The sequence below is a fragment of the Enterococcus sp. S86.2 genome (assembly GCF_059834485.2).
The window spans coordinates 2553373-2575557 of sequence record NZ_CM206813.1 but is presented as its reverse complement, the minus strand read 5'-3'; the positions used below and the strand labels follow the sequence as shown (position 1 = coordinate 2575557).

General features: G+C 34.2%; 29 protein-coding genes. 12 read left to right on the top strand and 17 right to left on the bottom strand.

The features are described 5' to 3' along the window. The first annotated feature begins 7 nt into the window (after positions 1–7). The 10 genes from lepB (at position 8) to AC6R0T_RS12270 (ending at position 8701) form a co-directional block, all read left to right on the top strand. Positions 8–679 (top strand): signal peptidase I, encoded by a 672-nt coding sequence (gene lepB, locus AC6R0T_RS12315; RefSeq protein WP_303754148.1) that lies wholly within the window; start codon positions 8–10, stop codon positions 677–679. A 163-nt stretch (positions 680–842) separates the two neighbouring features. Continuing rightward, positions 843–1274 (top strand): MarR family transcriptional regulator, encoded by a 432-nt coding sequence (locus AC6R0T_RS12310; RefSeq protein WP_303754147.1) that lies wholly within the window; start codon positions 843–845, stop codon positions 1272–1274. Then, positions 1267–2133, top strand: coding sequence for an NmrA family NAD(P)-binding protein (locus AC6R0T_RS12305; RefSeq protein WP_303754146.1), 867 nt, complete (start codon positions 1267–1269; stop codon positions 2131–2133). The genes AC6R0T_RS12310 and AC6R0T_RS12305 overlap by 8 nt, the downstream gene beginning before the upstream one ends. Positions 2134–2624: 491 nt before the next feature. Beyond that, positions 2625–4094, top strand: coding sequence for a ribosomal protection-like ABC-F family protein (abc-f, locus tag AC6R0T_RS12300; protein ID WP_303754145.1), 1470 nt, complete (start codon positions 2625–2627; stop codon positions 4092–4094). A 319-nt stretch (positions 4095–4413) separates the two neighbouring features. Continuing rightward, positions 4414–4623 carry a hypothetical protein gene (locus tag AC6R0T_RS12295; RefSeq protein ID WP_206903327.1) on the top strand — a complete coding sequence of 70 codons (210 nt, stop codon included), beginning with the start codon at positions 4414–4416 and terminating at the stop codon, positions 4621–4623. Between the two features lie 224 nt (positions 4624–4847). Beyond that, positions 4848–5282, top strand: a complete 435-nt coding sequence (locus AC6R0T_RS12290) for a hypothetical protein (protein ID WP_303754143.1) — start codon at positions 4848–4850, stop codon at positions 5280–5282. A gap of 218 nt (positions 5283–5500) precedes the next feature. Next, positions 5501–5893: a hypothetical protein gene (locus tag AC6R0T_RS12285; RefSeq protein ID WP_303754142.1), complete on the top strand. Its 393-nt coding sequence runs from the start codon at positions 5501–5503 to the stop codon at positions 5891–5893. A 454-nt stretch (positions 5894–6347) separates the two neighbouring features. Continuing rightward, a complete protein-coding gene (locus AC6R0T_RS12280) occupies positions 6348–6569 on the top strand; it encodes a hypothetical protein (RefSeq protein ID WP_230711086.1) in 222 nt (73 codons plus the stop codon). 141 nt (positions 6570–6710) lie between these two features. After that, positions 6711–7508 carry a hypothetical protein gene (locus AC6R0T_RS12275; protein WP_303754141.1) on the top strand — a complete coding sequence of 266 codons (798 nt, stop codon included), beginning with the start codon at positions 6711–6713 and terminating at the stop codon, positions 7506–7508. A 272-nt stretch (positions 7509–7780) separates the two neighbouring features. Beyond that, complete coding sequence (locus AC6R0T_RS12270) at positions 7781–8701, top strand: hypothetical protein (RefSeq protein WP_230711084.1); 921 nt, start codon at positions 7781–7783, stop codon at positions 8699–8701. Positions 8702–8988: 287 nt separating this feature from the next. Here AC6R0T_RS12270 and AC6R0T_RS12265 read toward each other — a convergent pair whose 3' ends face one another. The 11 genes from AC6R0T_RS12265 to AC6R0T_RS12215 all read right to left on the bottom strand — a co-directional run bounded on the left by AC6R0T_RS12265 (position 8989) and on the right by AC6R0T_RS12215 (position 16836). Beyond that, the gene (locus tag AC6R0T_RS12265; protein WP_303754140.1) at positions 8989–10206 is read right to left on the bottom strand and encodes a tyrosine-type recombinase/integrase; all 1218 of its coding nucleotides are present in this window, start codon (positions 10204–10206) and stop codon (positions 8989–8991) included. Then, the gene (locus AC6R0T_RS12260) at positions 10199–10405 is read right to left on the bottom strand and encodes a DUF3173 domain-containing protein (RefSeq protein ID WP_010745209.1); all 207 of its coding nucleotides are present in this window, start codon (positions 10403–10405) and stop codon (positions 10199–10201) included. The genes AC6R0T_RS12265 and AC6R0T_RS12260 overlap by 8 nt, the downstream gene beginning before the upstream one ends. Positions 10406–10419: 14 nt before the next feature. Then, on the bottom strand, positions 10420–11451 hold the full coding sequence (locus tag AC6R0T_RS12255) for a replication initiation factor domain-containing protein (protein WP_303754139.1): 1032 nt from the start codon (positions 11449–11451) through the stop codon (positions 10420–10422). After that, a complete protein-coding gene (locus AC6R0T_RS12250) occupies positions 11426–11797 on the bottom strand; it encodes a hypothetical protein (protein ID WP_303754138.1) in 372 nt (123 codons plus the stop codon). Before AC6R0T_RS12250 ends, AC6R0T_RS12255 begins: the two co-directional genes overlap by 26 nt. A gap of 642 nt (positions 11798–12439) precedes the next feature. Then, positions 12440–13525 carry a hypothetical protein gene (locus tag AC6R0T_RS12245; protein ID WP_303754137.1) on the bottom strand — a complete coding sequence of 362 codons (1086 nt, stop codon included), beginning with the start codon at positions 13523–13525 and terminating at the stop codon, positions 12440–12442. After that, positions 13522–14646: a hypothetical protein gene (locus AC6R0T_RS12240; RefSeq protein WP_303754136.1), complete on the bottom strand. Its 1125-nt coding sequence runs from the start codon at positions 14644–14646 to the stop codon at positions 13522–13524. Before AC6R0T_RS12240 ends, AC6R0T_RS12245 begins: the two co-directional genes overlap by 4 nt. Continuing rightward, entirely contained in the window at positions 14636–15340 is a 705-nt protein-coding gene (locus tag AC6R0T_RS12235) for an ABC transporter ATP-binding protein (protein WP_303754135.1), read from the bottom strand. Before AC6R0T_RS12235 ends, AC6R0T_RS12240 begins: the two co-directional genes overlap by 11 nt. A gap of 73 nt (positions 15341–15413) precedes the next feature. Beyond that, entirely contained in the window at positions 15414–15716 is a 303-nt protein-coding gene (locus tag AC6R0T_RS12230; RefSeq protein ID WP_303754134.1) for a hypothetical protein, read from the bottom strand. Between the two features lie 57 nt (positions 15717–15773). Continuing rightward, complete coding sequence (locus tag AC6R0T_RS12225) at positions 15774–16067, bottom strand: hypothetical protein (RefSeq protein WP_303754133.1); 294 nt, start codon at positions 16065–16067, stop codon at positions 15774–15776. 12 nt (positions 16068–16079) lie between these two features. Next, positions 16080–16550 (bottom strand): hypothetical protein, encoded by a 471-nt coding sequence (locus tag AC6R0T_RS12220; protein WP_303754132.1) that lies wholly within the window; start codon positions 16548–16550, stop codon positions 16080–16082. 64 nt (positions 16551–16614) lie between these two features. Next, positions 16615–16836 (bottom strand): hypothetical protein, encoded by a 222-nt coding sequence (locus AC6R0T_RS12215; protein ID WP_303754131.1) that lies wholly within the window; start codon positions 16834–16836, stop codon positions 16615–16617. A 145-nt stretch (positions 16837–16981) separates the two neighbouring features. Here AC6R0T_RS12215 and AC6R0T_RS12210 point away from each other — a divergent pair, with 145 nt between their 5' ends. Together AC6R0T_RS12210 and AC6R0T_RS12205 are read left to right on the top strand one after the other, a co-directional pair. Beyond that, a complete protein-coding gene (locus AC6R0T_RS12210) occupies positions 16982–18256 on the top strand; it encodes a GHKL domain-containing protein (RefSeq protein ID WP_303754130.1) in 1275 nt (424 codons plus the stop codon). After that, complete coding sequence (locus AC6R0T_RS12205; protein ID WP_303754129.1) at positions 18253–18981, top strand: LytR/AlgR family response regulator transcription factor; 729 nt, start codon at positions 18253–18255, stop codon at positions 18979–18981. Before AC6R0T_RS12210 ends, AC6R0T_RS12205 begins: the two co-directional genes overlap by 4 nt. A 272-nt stretch (positions 18982–19253) precedes the next feature. On the opposite strand, the gene AC6R0T_RS12200 is transcribed toward AC6R0T_RS12205, so the two are convergent. The 6 genes from AC6R0T_RS12200 to AC6R0T_RS12175 all read right to left on the bottom strand — a co-directional run bounded on the left by AC6R0T_RS12200 (position 19254) and on the right by AC6R0T_RS12175 (position 22121). Beyond that, complete coding sequence (locus tag AC6R0T_RS12200) at positions 19254–20459, bottom strand: tyrosine-type recombinase/integrase (protein ID WP_303754128.1); 1206 nt, start codon at positions 20457–20459, stop codon at positions 19254–19256. Positions 20460–20468: 9 nt separating this feature from the next. Next, a complete protein-coding gene (locus AC6R0T_RS12195; RefSeq protein ID WP_061053614.1) occupies positions 20469–20663 on the bottom strand; it encodes a DUF3173 domain-containing protein in 195 nt (64 codons plus the stop codon). Between the two features lie 70 nt (positions 20664–20733). Then, positions 20734–20952, bottom strand: a complete 219-nt coding sequence (locus AC6R0T_RS12190) for a hypothetical protein (protein WP_270273019.1) — start codon at positions 20950–20952, stop codon at positions 20734–20736. Then, the gene (locus tag AC6R0T_RS12185) at positions 20937–21428 is read right to left on the bottom strand and encodes a hypothetical protein (RefSeq protein WP_303754127.1); all 492 of its coding nucleotides are present in this window, start codon (positions 21426–21428) and stop codon (positions 20937–20939) included. The genes AC6R0T_RS12190 and AC6R0T_RS12185 overlap by 16 nt, the downstream gene beginning before the upstream one ends. Next, entirely contained in the window at positions 21425–21619 is a 195-nt protein-coding gene (locus AC6R0T_RS12180; protein WP_061053617.1) for a replication initiation factor domain-containing protein, read from the bottom strand. The genes AC6R0T_RS12185 and AC6R0T_RS12180 overlap by 4 nt, the downstream gene beginning before the upstream one ends. Next, entirely contained in the window at positions 21606–22121 is a 516-nt protein-coding gene (locus AC6R0T_RS12175) for a hypothetical protein (protein ID WP_526159433.1), read from the bottom strand. The genes AC6R0T_RS12180 and AC6R0T_RS12175 overlap by 14 nt, the downstream gene beginning before the upstream one ends. Positions 22122–22185: the final 64 nt, after the last annotated feature.

Below are 22185 nucleotides of genomic sequence, written 5' to 3'. Positions count from 1 at the left end.
GAAAGTTATGACAGAAAAAAAACAAGAAAACCCTCAAATTGTGTCGCAAGTGGCTTCAAAAAAAAAGATGCGAAAAAAACTGACCTCAGAGCAAATAGAGCTAATTTTGCAGCGTCGGCGAAAAGAACAAATACGAAAATACTGGGATCTATTCTTACTGTTAATGACAATAGTAGTGTGTGTTCTTTTCTTAATAAATGTTAAAGCGCATCAAATTGTTGGTGAGTCTATGATTCCAACGCTTCATAATGGAGACCGAATTTTAATAAAAAAAACACAAGAAGTCCAACGCTATGACATTGTGACGTTTACACCAGACGGCAATGACTCACAAGGCAAGACTTATATTAAGCGTGTGATTGGTGTTCCAGGTGATAAATTTGTTGTTCAGGGCTCAACTTTGTATTTATTTAACCAAAAAAATATTGATACAGAATACGATGCTCTTCGATATTCAGTTAACTTGCCGGATAGTACGCAGATTTTTGAATTAGATAAAAAACTTGCTGACAATTTACGGAATCAGACACAGGTTCCTAAAAATGCTTATTTTGTATTGGGGGATAATCGCAAAAACTCTGAAGATAGCCGTATTATTGGATTTGTACAAAAAAACGCAATCGAAGGAGTTATGAAATTACGTTTTTATCCATTTGATAAAATTGGCTGGGTACACTGAACAATATTTTAATAGTATGATAATTTAAAATACAGAACTTTTAAGACTAGGCTAATGGGCTTAGTCTTTTTTTATATTGAAATTAATGTTGAAATAGTACATCAAGTGTATTATAATCGCATCTAGTAAATTAGATGTACTAAATTAGTGAGGAGAAATAGTGATGGATAATTTTATACACGCTTCAGAAGAAATCGCGCTTTTTTGTCGCATGAATGTTAACGTGAAAAAAAATTTACCAATTCGTTCTAGTGAGATGGGAATGTTGATCTATTTAGTTAAAACAGAAGGAGAGAAGACACCCAATGCAGTGGCAAAGTTTTTTAATGTGACAAAAGCGATGGCCACTAATATGACGACCTCTTTATTAAAACAAGAATATATTGCAAAAGAACAGTCGATGATAGATAAGCGCAGTTTTAGCTTAATTCCAACGAAAAAAGCTGTTGAATTAGTGGAGAGCGCATATACAGAATACTTTAAAACAATGACATTGTTGCAAGAAAAAATGGGAAAAGAAAAGTTTGCAGAATTTATTGACTTGTTAGAAAGAGCTAACGAAATTTTAGTGGAGGAAAAAAAGAATCATGAGTAGAATTTTAGTAACCGGAGCTTCGGGAAATGTCGGCAAGTACGTCGTAGAATATGCACTAAAAAATGGCCAGCAAGTGACTGCTGCCGGGACACATCCAGACACGTTAACAAAAATGTTTGGCAATAATGAAAATGTCCGCGTTGTACCCTTTGATTTTATGGATGAAAAGACCTATGCAAAAGCGTTGCAAGATGTACAAGCAGTCTTTATCATGCGTCCGCCTCATTTAGGCAATCCCGCTGATTTGTATCCTTTTATTGATGCATTAAAAAACAGCGGTAAAATCAAATTAATTAGCTTTTTATCATTGATCGGGATTGAACATAATCCTGTGCCTCCTCATTATAAAATTGAAAAATATATTGAAAAATCTGGCGTCCCTTATTGCCATATTCGCCCTAGTTTTTTCATGCAAAATCTAAGTGGTGTACACGCTTTTGAAATTAAACATTTCAATAAAATTGTTGTACCAGTTAAAAAAGCATTAACTAGTTTTATTGATGCTGAAGATATTGGTGAATTGATAGCAAAGGTTTTGACTAACCCAGCGAAGCATCAAAATACAGCGTATGCCATCACAGGTAGTGAAGCGATCGACTACGATCAAGTTGCAGACACATTAAGTGAAGTTTTACAGCGCAAAATTTCTTACGCTAATCCTGCGCCACGTTTGGCTAAAAAATATTGGATCACCATTCGCGGACTAGACAAAGAATATGCGACAGTGATGGGGATGCTTTATATGATGACACGCTTAGGAACAGCTAAGAAAGTCACGGATACATTTAATGTCATCATGGGTAAAAATCCTCGCAGCTTTGCAACGTTTGTCAAAAAAAATGCTGCCGCTTGGCAATAAAGAAAACTTAGTGATCACTAGGGAATTAAATAACGAAAAAATCGGATAAGTTTTTTTATATTTGAAATTGTAATGAAGAATCAACATGATCAAATAAGTTGTACAGATAAATTATTTACAATTCAAAACTGTCACTTTTCTTTTTATATGGCAGGCTTTTATTTCGATAATTGGATAGTTTAACATACAAGTAAATCAAATCATTAGGTAAATGGTATTAATGAAAAAAGGTCTTAATTCTCTTTACTTTCTAGTCAGGATACAGTAGTATTACAGTACTGAATAAAACAAAGAGGAGATTGTATATTATGACTGCATCCATGAAATTGCGTATTGAACTTTTGAATAGCTAATTAAATAAATTCAAAAGTCTTGGAAAGAGCGATTTCAAGGGATTAGTGTGTACTTTTCCTGAATATAGAAATCAAAGGATAGTCCTAGACTATCCTTTTTGTGTACTCTTTTTCCCGAGAAGAAAGAGAAGGAAATTAATGGAAAACTTAGCACTTAAACTAACGAATATCCGAAAAAATTTGGGTACAAAAGAAGTAGTAAATATACAAGAATTGACAGTTTATGAAAATAATCGCATTGGTATTATTGGTGATAATGGGACGGGAAAATCTACTCTGTTGAAGATAATACAAGGCGAAATAGTACCAGAAACCGGTTCTATTCAACGGGAAGTATCTTTTAGTTATTTTTCACAAATACCAAAAGGAACAAAGGTCATTGATTCTGAGAGAATGGATTGGGAGCTTGTTAGTCGCTTTAAAGTTCCCAAAAATGAAATCAACACATTAAGTGGTGGTGAAGAGACCAAATATCGCTTAGCTCAGACCCTATCTACCTATCAAATGGGTCTGTTACTAGATGAGCCAACCACTCATTTAGATCGTAATGGGGTTGACTATTTAATTGAAGAGTTAAGATATTATTATGGCACACTTATTTTTGTTAGTCACGATCGCTATTTTCTAAATCAATTAGCAACTAAAATTTGGGAGATTAGGGATGGTCAAGTTACCGAGTATATTGGTAATTATGATGCCTATAAACAGCAAAAAGAAAGCGAGAAATTAGAGCGGCAAAGGGCGGCTAATAACTATACTAAAGAAAAAAAGAAGTTGGAAGCTGCAATTTTTCAAAAAAAGAAGCAGGCAGCCAATTCTGAAAAAGTATCTGCCAAGAAAAAAAAGCAGAATGTTCGACCTGACCGTCTATCTTCTTCAAAGCAAAAAGATACTGTTCAAAAGGGGCTTCAAAAATCGTTTAAGTCAATGGAATCTCGTTTAGCCCAGCTAGATGAGCCTATCCAACCCGAGAGCAAAAAGCACATTCTATTTCCAAAAGTTAAATCAGTTGAAATCCATAACAAATTTCCTATACGTGGAGAGCAAGTATCTTTAAAAAAGGGAGAGAAGAGTTTGTTGGAGAAGTGTGATTTTCAGTTTTCCTTGGAAAAGAAAATTGCTATTGTTGGGGACAACGGGACTGGAAAAACAACCCTATTAAATCATATTGTATCAAATGGAGAAGGCATTATTCTTTCTCCCAAGGTCACCTTTTCAGTGTATCGACAGATGGATTATAAATTTAGTGAATCAGAGAGTATTTTGTACTATTTAATGGAGCGTACTGAATATTCAGAAGCAGTTGTTCGAAGTATATTAAGTAATTTAGGATTCTCTCAAACAGATATTGGAAAACCATTGACTTCTCTAAGTGGGGGTGAATCAACACGGATTTCATTAGCTACAGTTTTTACTATACCCTCCAATGTCTTGATTTTAGATGAGCCAACTAATTTTATAGATTTGACAACGATTGAAGCATTGGAAGAATTAATAAAGGCATATGCCGGAACGGTCCTGTTTACTTCTCACGATTCTCATTTTGTTGAGAAATTGGCAGATGAAGTATATATATTAAATAATAAGCAATTAATATTAAAAAATTGATGTTTTTTTTCCTTACGGTCCGATTTTTTCGACAAATGGATTGAATTCAAACTGAAAAAAATATAGGAAGAGTTTACAGAAAATGACCTGACTCCCAGAAGTTAGACCAAAAATCTAACTTCTGGGAGTCAGTATATTCAGCGTGATCTTTTTTATTTAAAGGAAGATTCATACTAGCATAAACGATAGAAAAACAAAGTGGAGAAAGCATTTGCTTCTATAAAAAGAAGGGAGAACTAATTACTATGAAGAAAAAATGATTTTATTTTCGACGCTCATTTTGTTATTGATTTATCCATATCAAGTATTTGCATCAAACATGGAAAATAATACTGCAAGAAAATTACTTAATCAGGCAGAGTTAGTTGCAAGCATAACTAATCTGAACGAACAAGAAAAAGAAGTAATTAAATTACAAGAGATATTAGAAAATTATGATGTAGATATCTCCGAATCGTATTGGACACCAGAAAAAAACGAAGCGTTGACACGTGGTTATGGACAGTGGCATGATTTAAGGAAAGGTTAAAGGACTAAACGATTACAAAAAGGCTCAAAAAAATTTAAAAAATATGAATGCTGCTCGTTCAAAAATTAAAGCTCGAAAATTAAATATGAAGAAAGCGACTGATATTGTAATTGCAATTGGAATATTTATTGCTGTAGTTGATTTTGCAATTTTCGCTGCTTCAGCAGTGGCTAGTTGGGGCGCGTTTTTCTTAGTATTCATATAGATAAGGAGAATGTTGGTAAATGGAATATTTTGTTAATGATGAACACTGGGATATTGAGGGTTATTATAAAAATTTAGAACAGTTATCAAAACGTTTGGGTACTTCATATCAATTCCTAAAAGATAATTCTTTTCACGACTATCGATTAGTAAAGACGGAAGTAAAAGAACTAGAAAATTTAGTAATAGAAGTTAATCTGTGTTTACGTAATCCTTATGAAAATATTGACTATATTATTAGATGGAAAAATATCAAAAAATTTTCTTTTCAGTATGATTACTCAAAGTACAAATTTTCCAATTTGGATGATTATGTTACGGATGATGGATATGGGACTGTTGCAGAAGATGAGATCACCGCTTATGATGAAAAATATTTACAACATGAACTTCTTTTTACTTCGAGAATGAAATTACATTTAGTGGGTGAAAGTATTGAGATAAATCGGATATAACTACTAACGTACTAGAGTTTAATATGACTATGATTGTGTAAAAGTTTAGAGATATAGGTGATCCTTTTTTTGCTCGGGTAAGGCTATTTGTTAGTTTAAATTTAGCCTAACTTATCTAATAAATCCGACAAGTTTTGGCACTATGTTTATATTTATATATATCTAATAATAATCTCAAAATTTTATGTTGGGGAGGCTCATAAAAAAGGATGAAAATAATGAAGAATAAAGGTATGATATTAAGTCTGATACTCAATATTTTGTTGATAGGTACAACGATTACATTCTTTGTCAAAGCGAATGACACTAAGGTAATGTTAAATACAAAAATCCTGAGTTCTCATACTTATATACCAAAGCGTGATTCCAAAAAGTGGGATAGTAGTAATCCTAAAGGGTACTATCTGTTCACTAAAGATGATCAAAGTATTGAAGTAACCACTTTTCAAGAAAAAATAATTCTAAGCTCAAAGTATAAGTTTATTGGCAATGGTGTATACGAGCTTTCTGATTCTAAGGGATATATTATTGCACAGGATAAAGGACTAGATATTTATTTAAAAGAGAGTAATCCCTTAGTATTTGAGTCTTATATTATTTTTGATAAATAGGTTATGCGTATAAATTATTTCTAACAGGTATAGTTAGCGATACTGTTCATACTACGACGACCATCTATCACCTCTGAAATGATAGGATATTTTTCTTCTGGAGAATAAAGACTTCTCTTAGACATACAAAAACTCCCTATAAAGTAGATTTGGAATTTTTGTTTTTCCTTGTCTACTTTATAGGGAGCATATCAGACAACGTTCTAGGCTTATTTTTATTTCCACTCAATTACAATTGTTTTCTTTGAGAAGTCTATAAATAGCACACTCATAGGATTGCCATGAATCTAACAAAATTGACGGTAGATTTTGATGCTAAATTTAGAGTTGGTCTTTGGATTTGGAACATTAGAATCAAAACCAGCGGATTACTTTTCCGAAACATTTGTAATTGATTAGAAAATTATTATATAATGATTAGTAGTTGTGTGGAAAATTAAAAAAGGAGAAAGATATGAGAAAAATAAAAAGTTTTCCTAAATCATTTTTTGTAGAAGAAAAATATCGCGCGAAAATGGTCAAAGGGAAAAAAGGTTGGGTTATCAAAGGTATGTTGTTTGCGACTTTGCTTGGTGGAGGCATGTTGGTTACAAACTCTACACAAGCAAATGCCGCTGAATGGGTTCCAAATTCAGTTCAACAAATTTCTAATCGGATACAATATTGTTTGCTTTGATAATATTAGGGCTAGATAACGAGAATAAATAGAAACTACTAAAAAATTAAGAAGATAGGATATTACTTTTACTGTTGATTTCAATTCTACAGTAATACGCTGGTATTCTGTGAGTTTAAAAAATAGAAATGAGGATTTTAAATGGAAAAAAGTTATCTTGTTGGTAGCCGCATAAATAAAAATATTTCAAGAATTAAACCTAGTGGGTACTTATCTTTTCAGTTTGATTTGCCGTTTCAGTTACCTGTTCCTAAGGGAATTAATTTAGGATCGACCTATGCGAAAAAAATGATTATTTGTAGGGAAAAATATCGTGAAATTAACGAGACTACAAAGCAGTATTATTCAAGCATTGAAGTTGTGAGTTTTCTATTAAAATCCGGTAGATTAGATTTTTCTGATGATCTTTTAAGCGATTATCTGAATGATTCTATAGAGTTTATAAATAACACAATAGAAAGTATTCTTAACTATCATCAATATACGGAATTAAGAGAAATTTCGAGATTGGATTTACCACAGCATTTCCCAGTATTTTATTTACCTTCATCAATAATTAATGAAAATAAAATTCGAACGATGATGTTTGTAAACAAGGAGTATGATAATTCTCTTTTTCCTATACCTATGTTGAATGTGGAGCAACTTGAAGAAGTTGCCAACTTTTTGGAGAATAAAACAGATGAAGTGTTCTTATCATCAACAAGATATCATAGTAGAGGAAGGTATGATATAGATCATGGATATTACCAAGAAGGTCTAATAAAATTGCAAACAGCAATGGAGATCTTTCTATACACAGTTACAAAATTCATTATGATTCATGAAGGAGAGACCAAAAAGAAAATTTCTAATGTTATGAAGAGGACTAATTTTAAGAATTTAATTGATCAACATTTAGCTCCTTTTTTTAAAAAAAATGGACTTTCCTTTGATTGAGAGAAAAACGGAACTATTCTGAATGATTATTGGAGATTAGTATATTTATTAAGAAATGAAGCTGTTCATGAAGGGAAAAAAATATTTGAAGAAGATGCGCGTAGAGCGTTAGATGTTGTAAATAGTTTCATTAAAGAAATGGTTGATACTATTCTCAAAAGTGATTTTAAGACCTCGATTTATGATTTTTCCAACTTTATAAGATAACATCAGTAAAAACAACTAAGCCTACACAATTAATCAAAAGAAATGTCAAAGGAGATCGTTTGAACATGGATTCATATTATATGCCTGATGATTTAGGAGTTTCTTTGGAGAATCTGTATGCTCTGGAATTGAACTCCCAAGATAAAGAAATTTTTGAAAAGTATGTCGAGATAACGAGATACGTGCAAGAGGTAAATAGTTTATTCCTTATTTTTAGATGTAACTTAACTAATATTCTTAATACTTTTGAATTGAGATTAAATGGTGCTTTAAAAAGAAATAAAAATATAGGTTTTACAGAGGATAGTTATATCTTGGTAAATGCATGGACAAACAATTATATTAGTTCTGCGCGGACATTAACCGAATCAATAGAGAAATGGCTCAAAAATAACGATGTAATACTATTCAATAAATTCAAAAAAGATTTTCTTAGTAAAACCTATGATGAGAAATTTTCATATCGTTTTTTTAACCAAATAAGAAACTTTACACAACACGGACACCTAGCAGTTGATTTTGATTTGGAAGGGAAATTTTGTTTTGATTTTCGTAAAATTTTAGACGTAAAAAATTTTAGTATTTCAAGTACGATGAGTAAAGAGTTGGAAAGTATAAAAAAAGAAATACGCGAGACTTACGGAGATGCTCCGTACATTTCATATGTGCGTACTATTGCTGAGTATAATTTAGCTATCACAAATATTTATAATAGTTTTCTAAATGAAATTGAACCTATTTTGAATGTTAGAATAACAAGTTTGAATGATTTATTGAAGGATGTGACAGATGATCTGTCTGCGAAAAATTTTGTAAAAGACAATCTCTTAATTTATGATTTTGAAGAAGAAACAGGTATTCTACATGTTCTTGACATAAAAGAATATTTCAAAAGAATATTTTTGAGCATAAAAGAGGAATCATGTAAAATCTTAACTCAAGAGAAGAAATTTTTACAAGAAATAGAAATGAAAAGTAAGAAATAGCTAAGGTTTGTAAACTTTATCGTAGAATTGAAATAAAAAATCCTTTGTCAGAGTGACCGACAAAGGATTTTTTGTAGGGAAAATGGTAGGGAACCATCTCGTTTTTAATGAAAATCAAGCATTTTAATAGTTGAAAAACGTTGATTTATCGGCATTCCCCATCCATATTATGTTGGCTCTTTATTCCCACTCCAATGTCACAGGTGAGCTTAAAACACTGTTAAATCAGTGATTCTAGCACTTTGTATATTTCTTGGCGGGGATTCTGGCGGGAAACTAGATTATTCTTATTTTTTTATGGTTTGATTCCCGTTAAAAGCAATCTTTGTCTTTTTAGCAGTTTGAATCTTGATACTACCGGCCATTTCCTTTGCGATACTTTCATCTGCACCCGACCACATATGTGAATAATGCTTTAGTGTGATTTCTGGGCTTGAATGACCCATTCGTTTGGAAAGGACTAGTACTGAAACATTGAATTCATTGATTAGGAAAGAAGCATGAGAATGCCGTAATCCCTTTGCTTGGATTTTGTGAACACCGGCAAAGTTTGCATAACGCTCAATGATTCTACCAATAGTGGATTTAATCATTGGAAGTCCATCATACGAGAAGACAAAATCATGGATTCCTACTTGGCTTTGACGCTTTTTCCAAGCTGCTAGAATTGCAAGAGTATCATCATCTAAGACAATTGTGCGCTTACCATCATCTGTCTTCGTGTAATCATTACGATCCCAGTCTGTGCGACTTCGTGTAACTAGCATATGATGGACTCTAAGACGTTTGTTCCTAAAATCAATGTCATCCCACCACAAAGCCGTGCCTTCATTTACACGCACTCCTGTCATGTAATACACCCACAGCATGACAAAACACAAATGTTCGTAAAAATCATCGATGCAAATAGTTGCAATCACTTTTTCGAATTCATCTTTTGTCCAATAAGCAACATTGCATTTTCCTTTGGGGATAGCCTTCACACGTTTTGAAATATTACTCTCAAGATATTGCATAGTCACAGCCATATCTAAGCTTTTTCTGAACATACCGAAAATCAGACTAGCATAACTTTGAGAATAACCCGCACCACAAGAATTCTTTTCGGTTAGTAGCCAAGTTCGATAGGATTGTACATCTTCTACATTGATTTCGCGTAAAGGTTTGTCTGAAAAGCGGTCACGGATATTTTCTAAGGTCTTTTTTCGGACTGAAAAAGTACTTTCTTCTACATCTGTTTTGTATGCCGGGATATAGACCTTATCCATGAATTCACCATAGGTTAGATGGTAGTTTGCATATTTTTGGACTTGATGATATTCTCTCTTTATTCTAATCAATTCTTTGTAGGCTGCGTGAGCAGACGTGAACTTTTTTCCAGATTGCTCCGTTCTGCCTTTTTTGCGCAGTCTTTTTCCTGTTATACGATCGGTGCCTAGCTCTGTTTCATAGTAAAACTGATTTTCTTTATCTACATAAACTCCTGCATATTTCGTTTTAGCCATTGCTGTTTTCCTCCGACTCTAGTTCACAACCTAGAATGGATTCAACAACTTCTTTTGGCACGCGACCAACGCGCTTGTTCATATAGAATGGATATCCTCGTTGTACCATGATTTCTTTTGATTGTCTAATGATATTTTGTGCCGTATGTTTTGGATATCCCTGTTCCATTAGTTCATTTTTATCAATGAATGCTGCCATCAATTTCACCTCACTTAGTAAGAATCCTCATTTTCCAATTCCAGTATTTTTTGTTCGATAAAGGTCTGATCTGTTTCCGTGAATTTTTCTTTTCCTGTGGCTAGTAATTCTCTCAAATAGACTTCTGCTTGTTCTGGACCATAGGCTTGTAGAAAAGCTTCATAAATCATGGCGAGTGATTTCGAAGTGGCACTTTCTAACCATGCTTTCTTCTTGGAAAAGGTTGGCTTTTCACGAATTACACGTAAGGGAATTTTTGGAATGCCCCCCACAAATTTGTCCCACCATTTCATATTGGGCCAACGAGCTTTATTGTGATAATTGACCGGTCCTTTGGGTTTGGTCTTGAAGCTGTAGTGGGAAGCTAAGATGCCACGAATGACCGTATTTAGTGGTATTCCTTTCGCAATCTTCTCTACGGCTTGTCGAGCCTTTTGATCGGTTAATTCCAATTCCCAGCGAACCCATTCATTGACTTGGGCGATTTCCCCTGTTTTATCTCGAATTTCTTGCTTTTTATCGTAAATCCGCAGTAGTTGAGGTTGAGCACCAATATAAAGCGTGTGGCCTGTCAGAATGCCATCCTGCAATTGACCACTATTCACTTCTCGAAAGTGGCGACTTTGAGAGCTGAGTTGGCCGTTCTTCACATATTTTTGGAGCATAGCCACAGAAGGAGAGGAGCCATCAAATAAATCCATCGCTAAGTCTGCACGGGTGATAGTTCCTTTGGCTTTTAAAATGGTGGCTAAAAATTTTTGCCAATGCCAACCCTCCACGCTGGACATATATTCTTCATATTGACGACACCCTTGCCCCGATAAGTTTACTAACAGATTGTTATGGTGGTCGCTTTGATGGATGATGATATCTGCAAAGGAATAGTGAGAATCATAAGTGGGAAAAGGACTCCCTTTCTTTTCCGAAGTAAAGTCAGAAAGGGCAATTCCCAATAAATCCGCAACTTTTTCCATTGAAGCATCCGGCAATGAAAAGCGTAGAAAATCGATCAGACATTCGTTACTTTGCTGGGGTGCTTGGTTCATTCACTTCTCCTAGTTGATAGGAGGTGGCGCTGATTTTCAACGCTGCAAATTGCCACGTATCAATCATCGGTTGGCCTTCTCCCACAAACGACTTTTTCTGAATTTTTCGAGGATAGACATTTAAACTATTGAATCGAATGGGAATCAATTCGCCGTCTTCATAGTTATCTAAAATTGGTAATTCTTCTTGGTGTTCGACGACAATGGTAATTGGGGAGCCGAGTTCTGTCCCGCCATTATTTAGAACTAGTTCGACAAAGGCTCGATCATAGACTTTGAAGGTGATGGTCATTAGCCCAGTCTCTACACGTTCCCCAACATGGTTTTGTTCACGTTCCATACGCATTTGAATATCGCTTTTGGCCACGACAAAACGTTGAGGAAGTTTGAATTGTTTAAGGTCGAAGCGAAGGCTGGCTAGATTGATCGTTTCTGAATCGTTTAGGGAGATAGTGGTTCCTTTTTGGATCATTAATTTTTTTGACATGTGTATTTCTCCTTTTGTTTTGAATTTAGTCTTTGTTCTAATTGGTTAAAATAAAGTAGAGTGGGTGCACGAATCAGATGCATAAAATTTCCTCCTTTCACTAACAAGAACAATTTGGAACCCCCTATTTTCCAAAAAATGTGGAATTTCTCATAATTTTCTTTATGGATGATTTCCCTTCCATTACTACTACAATCTGAGTAGGGCAATTTTTCGAAACAACAGGCAATTGAATTAACTTGTAAGAGATTCTTAAACTATTTGCTTCTTAATCGCCTCATTTCGAAAAAGTTTCTTTTTTGAGAAAACACAAAAAAGACGTGTAAACGAACTCGGCTCTGCCGCTGGCAGCCGGTCCGTTCACACGTCTTTTGCTTTTCTATTTAGCTAATTTTGACAAAAATAGAATCTTTGAAGAATGCTCGTGAAGCCTTTTGTAGCAACCCTCAGAGGGATTTCCAATGAGTTCGGTACCCCCGTGTTACTAACGGGGGTGATTTGCTAAGGTATAAAGGATTTTACTTTTTCTTTCACTCTAATAAGAACAAAGAATACACAAATTGAGCAGGAAATTAATAGGCCTAACATTAGTATTCGTTTCAGAAATTCGTTCCTACTACAAGTAGAGATAATTTCTGATAAGTTCAAAATATTGCTTTGGTCTTTCAAGAGTAGTTGCCCCAAAGTTATCAAACATACACTAACGGCAAAGGTAATTGTGAATTTTTCGAAGACAAGCGAGAGTGTTGCGCAAAGAACAGTAAGAAGTAGATACAAGAGGATTGTTCCAATGACATACTCAATCAGATAAGTAAAAGCGGTCTTCCTAACGATTTCACCTGTTTCGCCTAAAAAGAATAATGGATATTCCTTCATCCCAATTCCCGAAAAAATACTAACAATGCCTGAAACAACAAGCAGTGGAAAAACAAAGCTCGCACATAGGAAGGCAAAGTAAAGGATCATCTTCTTGAAGAAAAGAGTAACTGGTTTTTGCGGAGCGAGCCATATCCACACACTAGCAGTATCTGTTTGTTCGTCGGTAAAGTATTTACAGAGAAACAGAAGGGCCATTAACCAAAGAGTCGAGTAGGGAATTAGTTGAATAAAAAAGACAAAATAGTTAATTAATGGCAATTTTTGGGTATGCAATGGTTCAATTAGTGCCAGCTGATGATTCGAAAAGTATTTCAATTTAGCACTAAGGAGTTTTTGCTCCTTGACTTGTTCACCAGTCTGCCCTGAAGCAATCATTTCTTGATAATCTTCTTGTGCAATCTCGCTTTGAGCCTGTAAAACTTTCTTATCATCGCCGTTTTCCAATGCGCTAAGAAGCGCTCGATACATTTCAACTTTTTTTGTCAGTGTAGCAATTCTGGTGGGATTTCCCTCTTGTTTCGTTAAACGGTCAATTTCGGCTTCTAGATCTGTTTTTGTAGATTGGGCATCGATGATTTCTTGTGCATCGCGGTTTTCTTGGGAACTGCTGAACTGAAAAATCAAAGGAATAAGAAGTAGGATCAAGAACAACAAGATTGGTGAGAAATTCAATTTTTTTGATCGAAACTTTTGCCATTCCCATTTCATGACACAATCCTACCTTTGGCTAATTTTTTTGCTAAAAAGAGGTTACTTATCAAGAAAATAACAATTAATACAGCAAGGATCAACAAACCTTTTTCAAGCGTAATCCCAGCAGAGGAAAAGGGAGTGGTGCCAACCAACAATCTCGGGAAATCCCAGTAGCTTGTTGGAAGAAATTTTGCGACTGTTGCTGGGAGAAAATCAGGCAAGTTTCCAAGAGCTAAAGGTAAAATCAGAATTTCTAAACATAAAAAAATTGGAATAAATTGTTTGAAAAAGTATTGAAGCAAGTACCCAATCAAAATTAGCAGGAAAAAGAAAAGTAAGGTGCAAGCTAATAGGCGTGTTACATATTGAATGATAGTGGTTTGGTGGACAATTTCATTTTGATTAAGGTAAAAAATCGGATAATTGAGATTGCCCATCCCATTTTTTACGGCAGTGATTGCAAAAATACCAGCTGTCCCCACTATCAACAAGCTCGCTAAAGTAATCAAAAGTAAACCGGACTTGTTACTCATAATTTTCAACATACTTTGGGGTGTGCTCATTAAAAAATCGTTCGTTTTCTTGCGGTGTTCATAGCTACAGAATAAGGCAATTAACAAAGCGCCTAAACTAAGAAGCAGGGGATAGGGTAATTTAAAAAAAGTCGCAAATAAAAAATTGCTTGCGGGTAATTCTGCCGTATAAAAGGGATCAATCCATTTTATATCTGAGGATTGAAAAAAGCGCAGTTCTTCATAGTTTCGTTTCAATTCGGGAATCGTTGCACCAATCAAGTTTCCTTTTTCAGCTTTTTCCAGTTGAATTTTAGCTACCGCAGATTCTCCTGAGAGTAACTGTTTTTCATCGTGCATTCGAACACCGGTCAGAATTTGTTGATAGGCCTGTAATTCATCTTCGGAAGCTTTGATTAAATATTCAGGGGCACTCTGTTCCTTCATGGAGTCAATTGCAGCCTGCAGAAGCTCACGATTTTCTTTGATATAATTAATCTTTTGGCTGGTTAAATCTGCTTGTTTCTTCTGATCCTGAATGAGCGGGGAATTTCCTACCAGAATGAAGACGAGTGTAAGAAGGAGGACAACCCATTTATTTATTTTCCAACTCTCAATTTTCATAGTCGAATCCTCCTGGAACACCGAATAATTCATTGTATTTTTCTTGAAGGCTGTCAGATGTATCAGATAGTTCCACGAGCTTTCCATTATGTAAAAAGACAACCCGTGTACAAAGCGCAGCCACACTTTCCAGATTGTGAGAAGACATAATGATGGCTTTATTCTGTTTGGCAAGCTTCTTAATAAAAGAATTAAAAAGTTGTGTGTTTGTAGGATCAAGTCCATTCAAGGGCTCGTCAAAGAACAATAAATGAGCATCACTAATATAGTATAAAGAAAGTAATAGTTGTTGCTTCATTCCAAGAGAAAGGTTCCGGACTTTCATATCTTGAAAGGATGCAATCTGAAAAAGGGCTAATGTCTCTGATAGTAGGATAGTAGAGTGCCAAAGTTCTTTGATCATTTCTAGATGTTGTTTCACTGTTAAATCAGGATAAAGATTTTGGGCACTCTCCAGAAAAAAGGTTTGTTTTAAATACTTCTCTCGTTGATTCGCTAATTCAATTGTTTCATCAATCGTCAGTGTCCCATCTAGTCGCGGAAGCAAGCCAACGAGACTTTTTAGGAATGTTGTTTTACCTGTGCCATTGGGAGCGACTAATCCCACTACTTCACTCCCTTCAATCGAAAAATCCAACTGAGTTAGAATACTTTGTTTCTTATAGTTCACTGTAAGATTATGGACAGTTAGCATTTACTTTCCTCCCGTATTTCAAGTGATAAAACCAAAAATGACTTCGAAAATATATCGAAGCCATTTTTTCATCTTACCAAACGTTGTAAGTATTTTGTCGTCTCCAGATAGTGGATGTTCCAGATGGTTTACTACTGATATTATTATATCCTGTACGGACAAAACTGGTGTTATAGCGCAAATCACGTCTGGTTATATCTCGTTTTGCCCCATAGCTTCCATTACTGTATTGAGTTACAGTATAATAATCTTCAACATTGGCTATTTTAACTCTGGGTGTTGGTGTTAAGTCGTTGGAGGCAGTCGCAGCATAACTTGCACTACCTATGGAAAGTAAGCCTAAAGCTAATAGTGAGGAAGTAATAAATTTTTTCATTTGAAATCTCCTTAGCTAATTAGTTTGAGATAGTGTAACTATCGAAGAAATACATTTTTAGTTATTAATAATAAATTTATTATCGTTAGAAGTTTCATCTTTAGAAAAGTTTGGATCAATTTTTCGTCTAATAATCTTTGCTTTTCCGGTACCAACAACCTTTCCGTCTTTAATAGTCTTCATTGTTAACTCATCTTGAAAAAATGAACTATTAGGAGAATTTTTCGAGGACCACTTCGGATCATCCATGGAAAGATTCTTCTTTAAAGTAGTTTGATTGTAGATTATGCTTAAAGACAAAATTAGGGAGATGGTAAGAATAGTAAAAACAGTTGCTTTCTTTTTTTTCATAGTAAGTGCACCCTATTTCATTGGCGTGGATAATAGAGCTGAAGATTGCTTGTACATTGTGCCTGAGTAGTATCCAGTGTTTCGATATTGTTTGTAAATTTTCAATCTTCCTGCATAATGATCGTAAATCCATTTTCCTTTAAGTCCGTCGTAGTAGTTTTTTACGTCAGCTGTTACATTGATATAGGTAGGCATTGGTTTTAGTGGATCTGCTCCCCAGTCAGTATAAGTATACGAACTTACATAGTATGATGAGGGATTAGATCGTAATCTAGAATCTGGTTCTGGTAGTAAAGTATTATCAATCAAAGTGTCACTGTTAACTCTGATTTTATCTGGTGAATCCGTTGATCCGTTAGAATCAACAGTAAAATTACCAGTTAGACCTGAAATATCTGAATTTTCAGCAGCAGAGGCTACAATTTGTCCAGTCCCGCAGAGAAGACAAGTCATAGCTAAAATACCAATAATTATTTTTTTCATGATGATCTCCTTGTCAAAAAGAATTTGTCTAATATACTGATTGGAAATCTAAGGGGAGTATGAATTAACTGTACCAACCAATATAGTATTTTCCGGAGCTAATGTACTCATAGTAGAGTAGTGTCTTACCAGCAAATTTTTTGGGAGGGATTGAAGGGAATCTGTAAGAGTATAATGCAGTTCCTTCAATAGCTTGATTTGTTTGTATCTCCTCCTCACCATTGTTCACAAGTACACCTGGTCCTATCATTAAGGAGCAAGCTAAGGTAAATAACACAGTTTTCAATTTTTTTCCTCCTTTCTCTTTATTCAAAGTGTATCAAACCAGCAATATATTAAATACTGGACGGGGCTGTTCGTCTGGTTTTGGAGGATATTCGTCTCCACGAATCGTAGTATAATTTTGTTATAGTAAAAAAGTAGGTGAAGGCATGAACTATTTGTTCTTATCGTTTTGCTCCACAATTCCGGTTCTTCCATTTCTACTGAATAGTAGAAAGAAGAAGCATCCATTTTTTTTGTTAGCTGTTTTTATTGGTATTTTTATTTTTCAAAATTACACTTTTCCAGTGGTTGGAACAATTGCTACATTTTTACTTATCTTTGTTTTCCTATTATCTTCAGACCGTGATCTCATCACGGCATTTATTTACTCTGCAACATTCTTCTTAAATAATTTGGTATTGCAGATTATTGTATCTCCCATAATTTCTATTCTTTCAATGAAAATGGAATGGTGGATGATAGTTATATTTCAAGCTGGGTTTTATGTATTCTTCCAGTTTTCTCTATCTAAACTAGAGGTATGGTTTTATGAAAAGTATGTGGATACAGAAATAGTGAAGATTATAATCGCTATGTCAGCATTAATTGGTTTTTTATATAGCATTTGGCTTAATGATTTACCGGGAATCAATGCAGCTGAATCGGGAACCCTTCTGAGAATTACAATAATTGCAGCGTTATGTGCGGTCTTCCTGTTTCTGTTGGTAGTTTTATTTTTTGCACAGCGAACAATTTTAGATCGAACAAAAGTAGCGCAAGAAAAAGTAGAGATGGAAAACAGTAAAATTTACTATCAAGAACTAGCAAAAAACGCCCAACAAATCCGAAATTTTAAGCATGATTTTCAAAATCTTTGTCTTGGAATGGAGTTGGTGATTCAAAAAGGTGAAATTGACGAAATTTCAAAATACTTTGAAGAATATATAGAAAAACCAAGCAGACAACTCTCAACACTTGCATATAACCTCTCTGCGTTAGAAAAATTAACGAGTGTTCCACTAAAAAGCTTACTGTATGCGAAACTAGGAACAATAGATTCAAAATCTATTCATTTGGTAATAGAAATTGACGATAATATAGTATTTTCGGAATCCTACTTATCCAATCTGATTCGAGGTTTGGGGATTATTCTGGATAATGCACTTGAAGAACTGGCTTTTTTAGGTGGAGGAGAGTTAAATATAGGGGTTAAGCAAAATGGTACGGATATTCAGTTAACTGTTGAAAATTCCTGCCGGAAAAATTTACCACCACTTTATGAACTTCAAAGTGTTGGCTATTCAACTAAAAGCTCGAACCGGGGTTTAGGGTTAGCTAGTTTAGAAAATTGTTTATCGGACTTTCCATTTCTATTGAGAACACAAATTTCATCAGAACGATTTATTCAAGTTATTATTATTGAAGGGTCTGAGTCAAAATGATCAAAGTGTTTGTGTGTGAAGATAATCATCATCAAAGAGAGTATTATGTAGAACTAATTATGAAAATTTTCCAGGAGGGTAAGTGGAAGGGAGAAGTCTACTCATTTTCAAATCCTTATTCTTTGTTGGAGAAGTGTAGTCAAAACTACTCACTTGAAGAAAAACATTTATACATATTAGATATTCATTTATCATCTGATATGGATGGAATTGAGCTTGCAAAAGAGATTAGACGGTTCGATTCTCAAGGAGAACTAGTTTTTTTAACAACAGATGGAGAACAGATGCCTATTACCTTTCGATTACAATTAAAGGCCTTGGATTATATCTTAAAAGATCAAGAGGATAATCTCATGGAAGCTTTTTCCAGATGCATCAATCAAGTATCTAGGATAGATTATGCTAATCAACACTACTTAGTAATTGAGAGTAAGGGAATGTTATATCGATATCCATTTCAAGATGTGATGATTCTTTGTACTAGCGGGAAAAAGAATATAATTGAACTTCATACTCGTCAGGGAATAGAAGAATTCAGGGGGACATTGAAAGATATTTTGAAAGATTATCCTGAACTACTTCAAATACACCAAGGAATTCTAGTAAATCCCATTAATATTATGAAAATAGACGAGAAAAATAGAATATTGACTATGTTGAGCGGGGAACAATGCGACATTGCATACCGATATCGAAGAAAAGTTTTGGAATATCTTAGAACGTGAGATTTTTTCTATTGAGTGTGAAAGAAAAAAACGTCAAATAAAGCCTAAATCAAAAATCCCGTCAGATTTCTCTGGCGGGATTTTGGCGGGGAACCTAGTTAAAATAGGTCCTTTTTATCCATTCTAAGTGAACGAAAAAGTTGTTAAATCAACATTTCGCAACCAAGTGAGGTTACTACTTTATTCCCACTCGATGTAAGTTGCTTCACGAAAACGTTGATATACCAGCATTTATACGTCCTGCCTTACATTAAGGTAGGGAAATGGTAGGGTTATATTTTTACTGCTTGATTCCCATTAAAGTGTGGTATGTTTGATTCCTTTGCGTAGATAAACTTGATATTACCAGTCATTTTTTTAGCTATGTTTTCATCATTCCGACTCCACAAATGTGCATAATGCTTCAAAGTGATTTCTGGACTAGAGTGTCCTAATCGTTGTGACACCACTAAGATATCTGCATTAAACTCATTGATTAGGTAACTGACGTGAGAATGACGTAATCCTTTACCTTGAATTAGAGGGACTCTAGCTAATTTTGCATATCGTTGAATGATTCGTTGAACCGTTGAGCGATAAAGAGGAAGATCAGTATAGCTGAGAATAAACTCTTTAACTCCATGATACTTTTGAACTTGCTTCCACTCTTTTAATACTTTGACGGTGTCATCATCTAAAGAAATGATCCTCAATCCGCTTTCAGTTTTCGTATAGGGTTTTCGAATAAAATTAGATTGGTTTGTCATTTCTAAAGTATGATGAACTCTTAGTTTTTTTCGCTTGAAATCTACATCATTCCAGTTCAACGCTAATCCTTCACTTACTCGAATACCGGTCATATAGTATAACCAAATTAGCACAAAGCACATATGTTCATAAAAATCGTCTTTGTAGACTGTAGCCAAGACTTTCTCAAAGTCTTCTTTTGTCCAGTAAGAAACAACGGATTTGCCTTTTGGGATTGCTCTTGTTCTTTTAGAAATATTTTCGCTTAGGAATTGTAGAGTAACTGCATAGTCGAGAGATTTACGGAACATTCCATAGATAAGTGAACAATATGATTGTGAGTAACCACTATTATTTAATAACCAAATTCGATAATTTTCACAATCTCTTACATTGATTTCACGCAATTTTTTGTTTTCAAAATGCTCGGTAATCTGAATTAATCCGCATTCACGAGAGTGCCAAGTGCTTCTTTGTACGCTGGCTTTGTAGTAAGGGATATAAGATTCTTCCATGAATTTCTTATAGCTTAGATCATAATTAGCATATCCGTTTGTCATCATGTATTCATTTTTGATGCGCATGACTTCTTTATGTGCTTCGCGAGCAGATGAAAATCGTTTTCCTAAAGAATCTTTTGTTCCTTTTTTCTGGATTCTCTTACCAGTCACTTGGTCAGTTCCCAATTCAACTAGATAGAAGAAGCGACCACTTTTATCTTGGTATACACAAGAATACTTTGTCTTTGCCATGTTTATTAATTACTCCTCCTGCGATGGAGGAATACCGATAATTTCTTCAACGACTTGACGAGGCACAACACCTAGTCGTTTATTATTATAATATGAAAAGCCATTTGAAACCAAATTAAATTTTGCTTGCCGAATGATTGACGCAGCTTGATGTGGTTTAAATCCCATTTTTTCGAGTTCTTTTTTTGAAATCATGTTATTCATTTTTATCATCCATTCTTATAACTAGATAAATTTTTGTAATTAATATAGTACAGTTTTTAGTGTATCGTTCTTACAAATTTTGTAGTTCGATTAATAAATCGTTTAATCGAGCCTGTACCTCCTGAATGTTAATATTTGTTTGGTGGATAAACTCTTCATTGCTCATTGGAAATCCTTCAATCATATTCTGATTCATATAAATAGTAGCTTTGATGGTGTCGATAGTGCTATAGACCGATTTAATCTCATAAATCATTTTAATTTTTGCATTCTCTAATTCTTTTTCCACGGTTTTCCCTCCAATAGATAGTATGGTTTATACTTGTTTACCCAACTTATATGATCTTGATTGGGAATAAAATTTTCGTAGTATTGTTTGTATAAATAAATTAATAAATCTTCCGAAGCATGAGAACCCCATATTTGATCTATTTTGTATAATGTTGGAAGTAAACCCGAACCTTTTACAAGATGATCAATAGATTGTTCAAGTAAATTGTTACGTGACGAAGGAGTATTAAACTGAAAGTTTTTATCATTCAGAGCTTCAAGCATGAGTTTTGTGATAAGATGTGGTTTGTTGGATTTTGTGTAAAAAAACATATACTTATCTAGAATAGAATTAAGCAATAGGTTCTTAAGATCTTCATCGGATTTGCATTTCTGGATTTCTTCGGTTAGCCTATGTGCATAGATACCGCTGTATTCTGCTTCAATGCGGGTCCAGTTATCTACTGATTTTGCAATATGTCGTTTGTGCTTCATGATTCTTGTTCTTTCTTTTTATCATAAATTCTTATATGAGCATTTGTATTTCGAGATTTAGACCCAATATAAATTGTTTCTGCATTAAAACTTTTTGAAATGTCAGAGAGTTTAGAATTGTTCTTTCGATAAGGCTTTTTTTGGTTTTCACGAATGATTTTTTCAAGTGGGGTATTGCTAATATTTTCCATATCTAATCTCAGTCCTTCCTGCTTCAAGTGAACGCTTCAATTGAGCGATATTGATGTTATAGTTAAAAAAATCTACACAAGGATCAATACGTGATAGACGATAATCATACATATCTGATTCAATTAATCGAAAAAAAGTATGGATATGAATTGAAGTGTTGAACATTAACTCATATCGTTTGCGGTACTCCTCCCAGGAATATGCACTAAACTTTACGATAATCCCCATCTTATAAAAGGCTTCATGATATGCGATGCAAAAGTAAAAAGGTGAATTATTAAAAGAGTATCCTATGTTATATCCATCTGGAATTCGTACATCAGCTTTATCGAACCCATTGAAGAGTTGTGTCATCTTAGATTTATGAATAAACTCTTCAATTATCTGTGGTGCAATTATTGATCTCCAATCATCAAAATTAAAATTCTTATTTGTAGGTTGCAATACCATCGTAAATTGATCGACACCTACTTCAATGTGTTTTTCCATTTTCTTCTCCATTTTTCTTTATAAAAGTTTTATCAGCTGAAACCCTTGGTATATCAATATTAGTAGTTATTTCTCT

Excerpts from the sequence above, each read along its gene's own strand:
- AC6R0T_RS12305 (WP_303754146.1), top strand. The coding sequence starts at position 1,267 with ATGAGTAGAATTTTAGTAACCGGAGCTTCGGGAAATGTCGGCAAGTAC.
- AC6R0T_RS12195 (WP_061053614.1), bottom strand. The coding sequence starts at position 20,663 with ATGAATAACATGATTTCAAAAAAAGAACTCGAAAAAATGGGATTTAAA.
- AC6R0T_RS12265 (WP_303754140.1), bottom strand. The coding sequence starts at position 10,206 with ATGGCTAAAACGAAATATGCAGGAGTTTATGTAGATAAAGAAAATCAG.
- AC6R0T_RS12245 (WP_303754137.1), bottom strand. The coding sequence starts at position 13,525 with ATGAAATGGGAATGGCAAAAGTTTCGATCAAAAAAATTGAATTTCTCA.
- AC6R0T_RS12175 (WP_526159433.1), bottom strand. The coding sequence starts at position 22,121 with ATGGAGAAGAAAATGGAAAAACACATTGAAGTAGGTGTCGATCAATTT.
- AC6R0T_RS12225 (WP_303754133.1), bottom strand. The coding sequence starts at position 16,067 with ATGAAAAAAAAGAAAGCAACTGTTTTTACTATTCTTACCATCTCCCTA.
- AC6R0T_RS12285 (WP_303754142.1), top strand. The coding sequence starts at position 5,501 with ATGAAGAATAAAGGTATGATATTAAGTCTGATACTCAATATTTTGTTG.
- AC6R0T_RS12185 (WP_303754127.1), bottom strand. The coding sequence starts at position 21,428 with ATGAAGCACAAACGACATATTGCAAAATCAGTAGATAACTGGACCCGC.
- AC6R0T_RS12220 (WP_303754132.1), bottom strand. The coding sequence starts at position 16,550 with ATGAAAAAAATAATTATTGGTATTTTAGCTATGACTTGTCTTCTCTGC.
- lepB (WP_303754148.1), top strand. The coding sequence starts at position 8 with ATGACAGAAAAAAAACAAGAAAACCCTCAAATTGTGTCGCAAGTGGCT.
- AC6R0T_RS12275 (WP_303754141.1), top strand. The coding sequence starts at position 6,711 with ATGGAAAAAAGTTATCTTGTTGGTAGCCGCATAAATAAAAATATTTCA.
- AC6R0T_RS12280 (WP_230711086.1), top strand. The coding sequence starts at position 6,348 with ATGAGAAAAATAAAAAGTTTTCCTAAATCATTTTTTGTAGAAGAAAAA.
- AC6R0T_RS12230 (WP_303754134.1), bottom strand. The coding sequence starts at position 15,716 with ATGAAAAAATTTATTACTTCCTCACTATTAGCTTTAGGCTTACTTTCC.
- AC6R0T_RS12240 (WP_303754136.1), bottom strand. The coding sequence starts at position 14,646 with ATGAAAATTGAGAGTTGGAAAATAAATAAATGGGTTGTCCTCCTTCTT.
- AC6R0T_RS12310 (WP_303754147.1), top strand. The coding sequence starts at position 843 with ATGGATAATTTTATACACGCTTCAGAAGAAATCGCGCTTTTTTGTCGC.
- AC6R0T_RS12205 (WP_303754129.1), top strand. The coding sequence starts at position 18,253 with ATGATCAAAGTGTTTGTGTGTGAAGATAATCATCATCAAAGAGAGTAT.
- AC6R0T_RS12210 (WP_303754130.1), top strand. The coding sequence starts at position 16,982 with ATGAACTATTTGTTCTTATCGTTTTGCTCCACAATTCCGGTTCTTCCA.
- AC6R0T_RS12260 (WP_010745209.1), bottom strand. The coding sequence starts at position 10,405 with ATGGCAGCATTCATTGATAAAAATGAACTAATGGAACAGGGATATCCA.
- AC6R0T_RS12180 (WP_061053617.1), bottom strand. The coding sequence starts at position 21,619 with ATGGAAAATATTAGCAATACCCCACTTGAAAAAATCATTCGTGAAAAC.
- AC6R0T_RS12255 (WP_303754139.1), bottom strand. The coding sequence starts at position 11,451 with ATGAACCAAGCACCCCAGCAAAGTAACGAATGTCTGATCGATTTTCTA.
- AC6R0T_RS12290 (WP_303754143.1), top strand. The coding sequence starts at position 4,848 with ATGGAATATTTTGTTAATGATGAACACTGGGATATTGAGGGTTATTAT.
- AC6R0T_RS12295 (WP_206903327.1), top strand. The coding sequence starts at position 4,414 with ATGGAAAATAATACTGCAAGAAAATTACTTAATCAGGCAGAGTTAGTT.
- AC6R0T_RS12250 (WP_303754138.1), bottom strand. The coding sequence starts at position 11,797 with ATGCGTATGGAACGTGAACAAAACCATGTTGGGGAACGTGTAGAGACT.
- abc-f (WP_303754145.1), top strand. The coding sequence starts at position 2,625 with ATGGAAAACTTAGCACTTAAACTAACGAATATCCGAAAAAATTTGGGT.
- AC6R0T_RS12200 (WP_303754128.1), bottom strand. The coding sequence starts at position 20,459 with ATGGCAAAGACAAAGTATTCTTGTGTATACCAAGATAAAAGTGGTCGC.
- AC6R0T_RS12235 (WP_303754135.1), bottom strand. The coding sequence starts at position 15,340 with ATGCTAACTGTCCATAATCTTACAGTGAACTATAAGAAACAAAGTATT.
- AC6R0T_RS12270 (WP_230711084.1), top strand. The coding sequence starts at position 7,781 with ATGGATTCATATTATATGCCTGATGATTTAGGAGTTTCTTTGGAGAAT.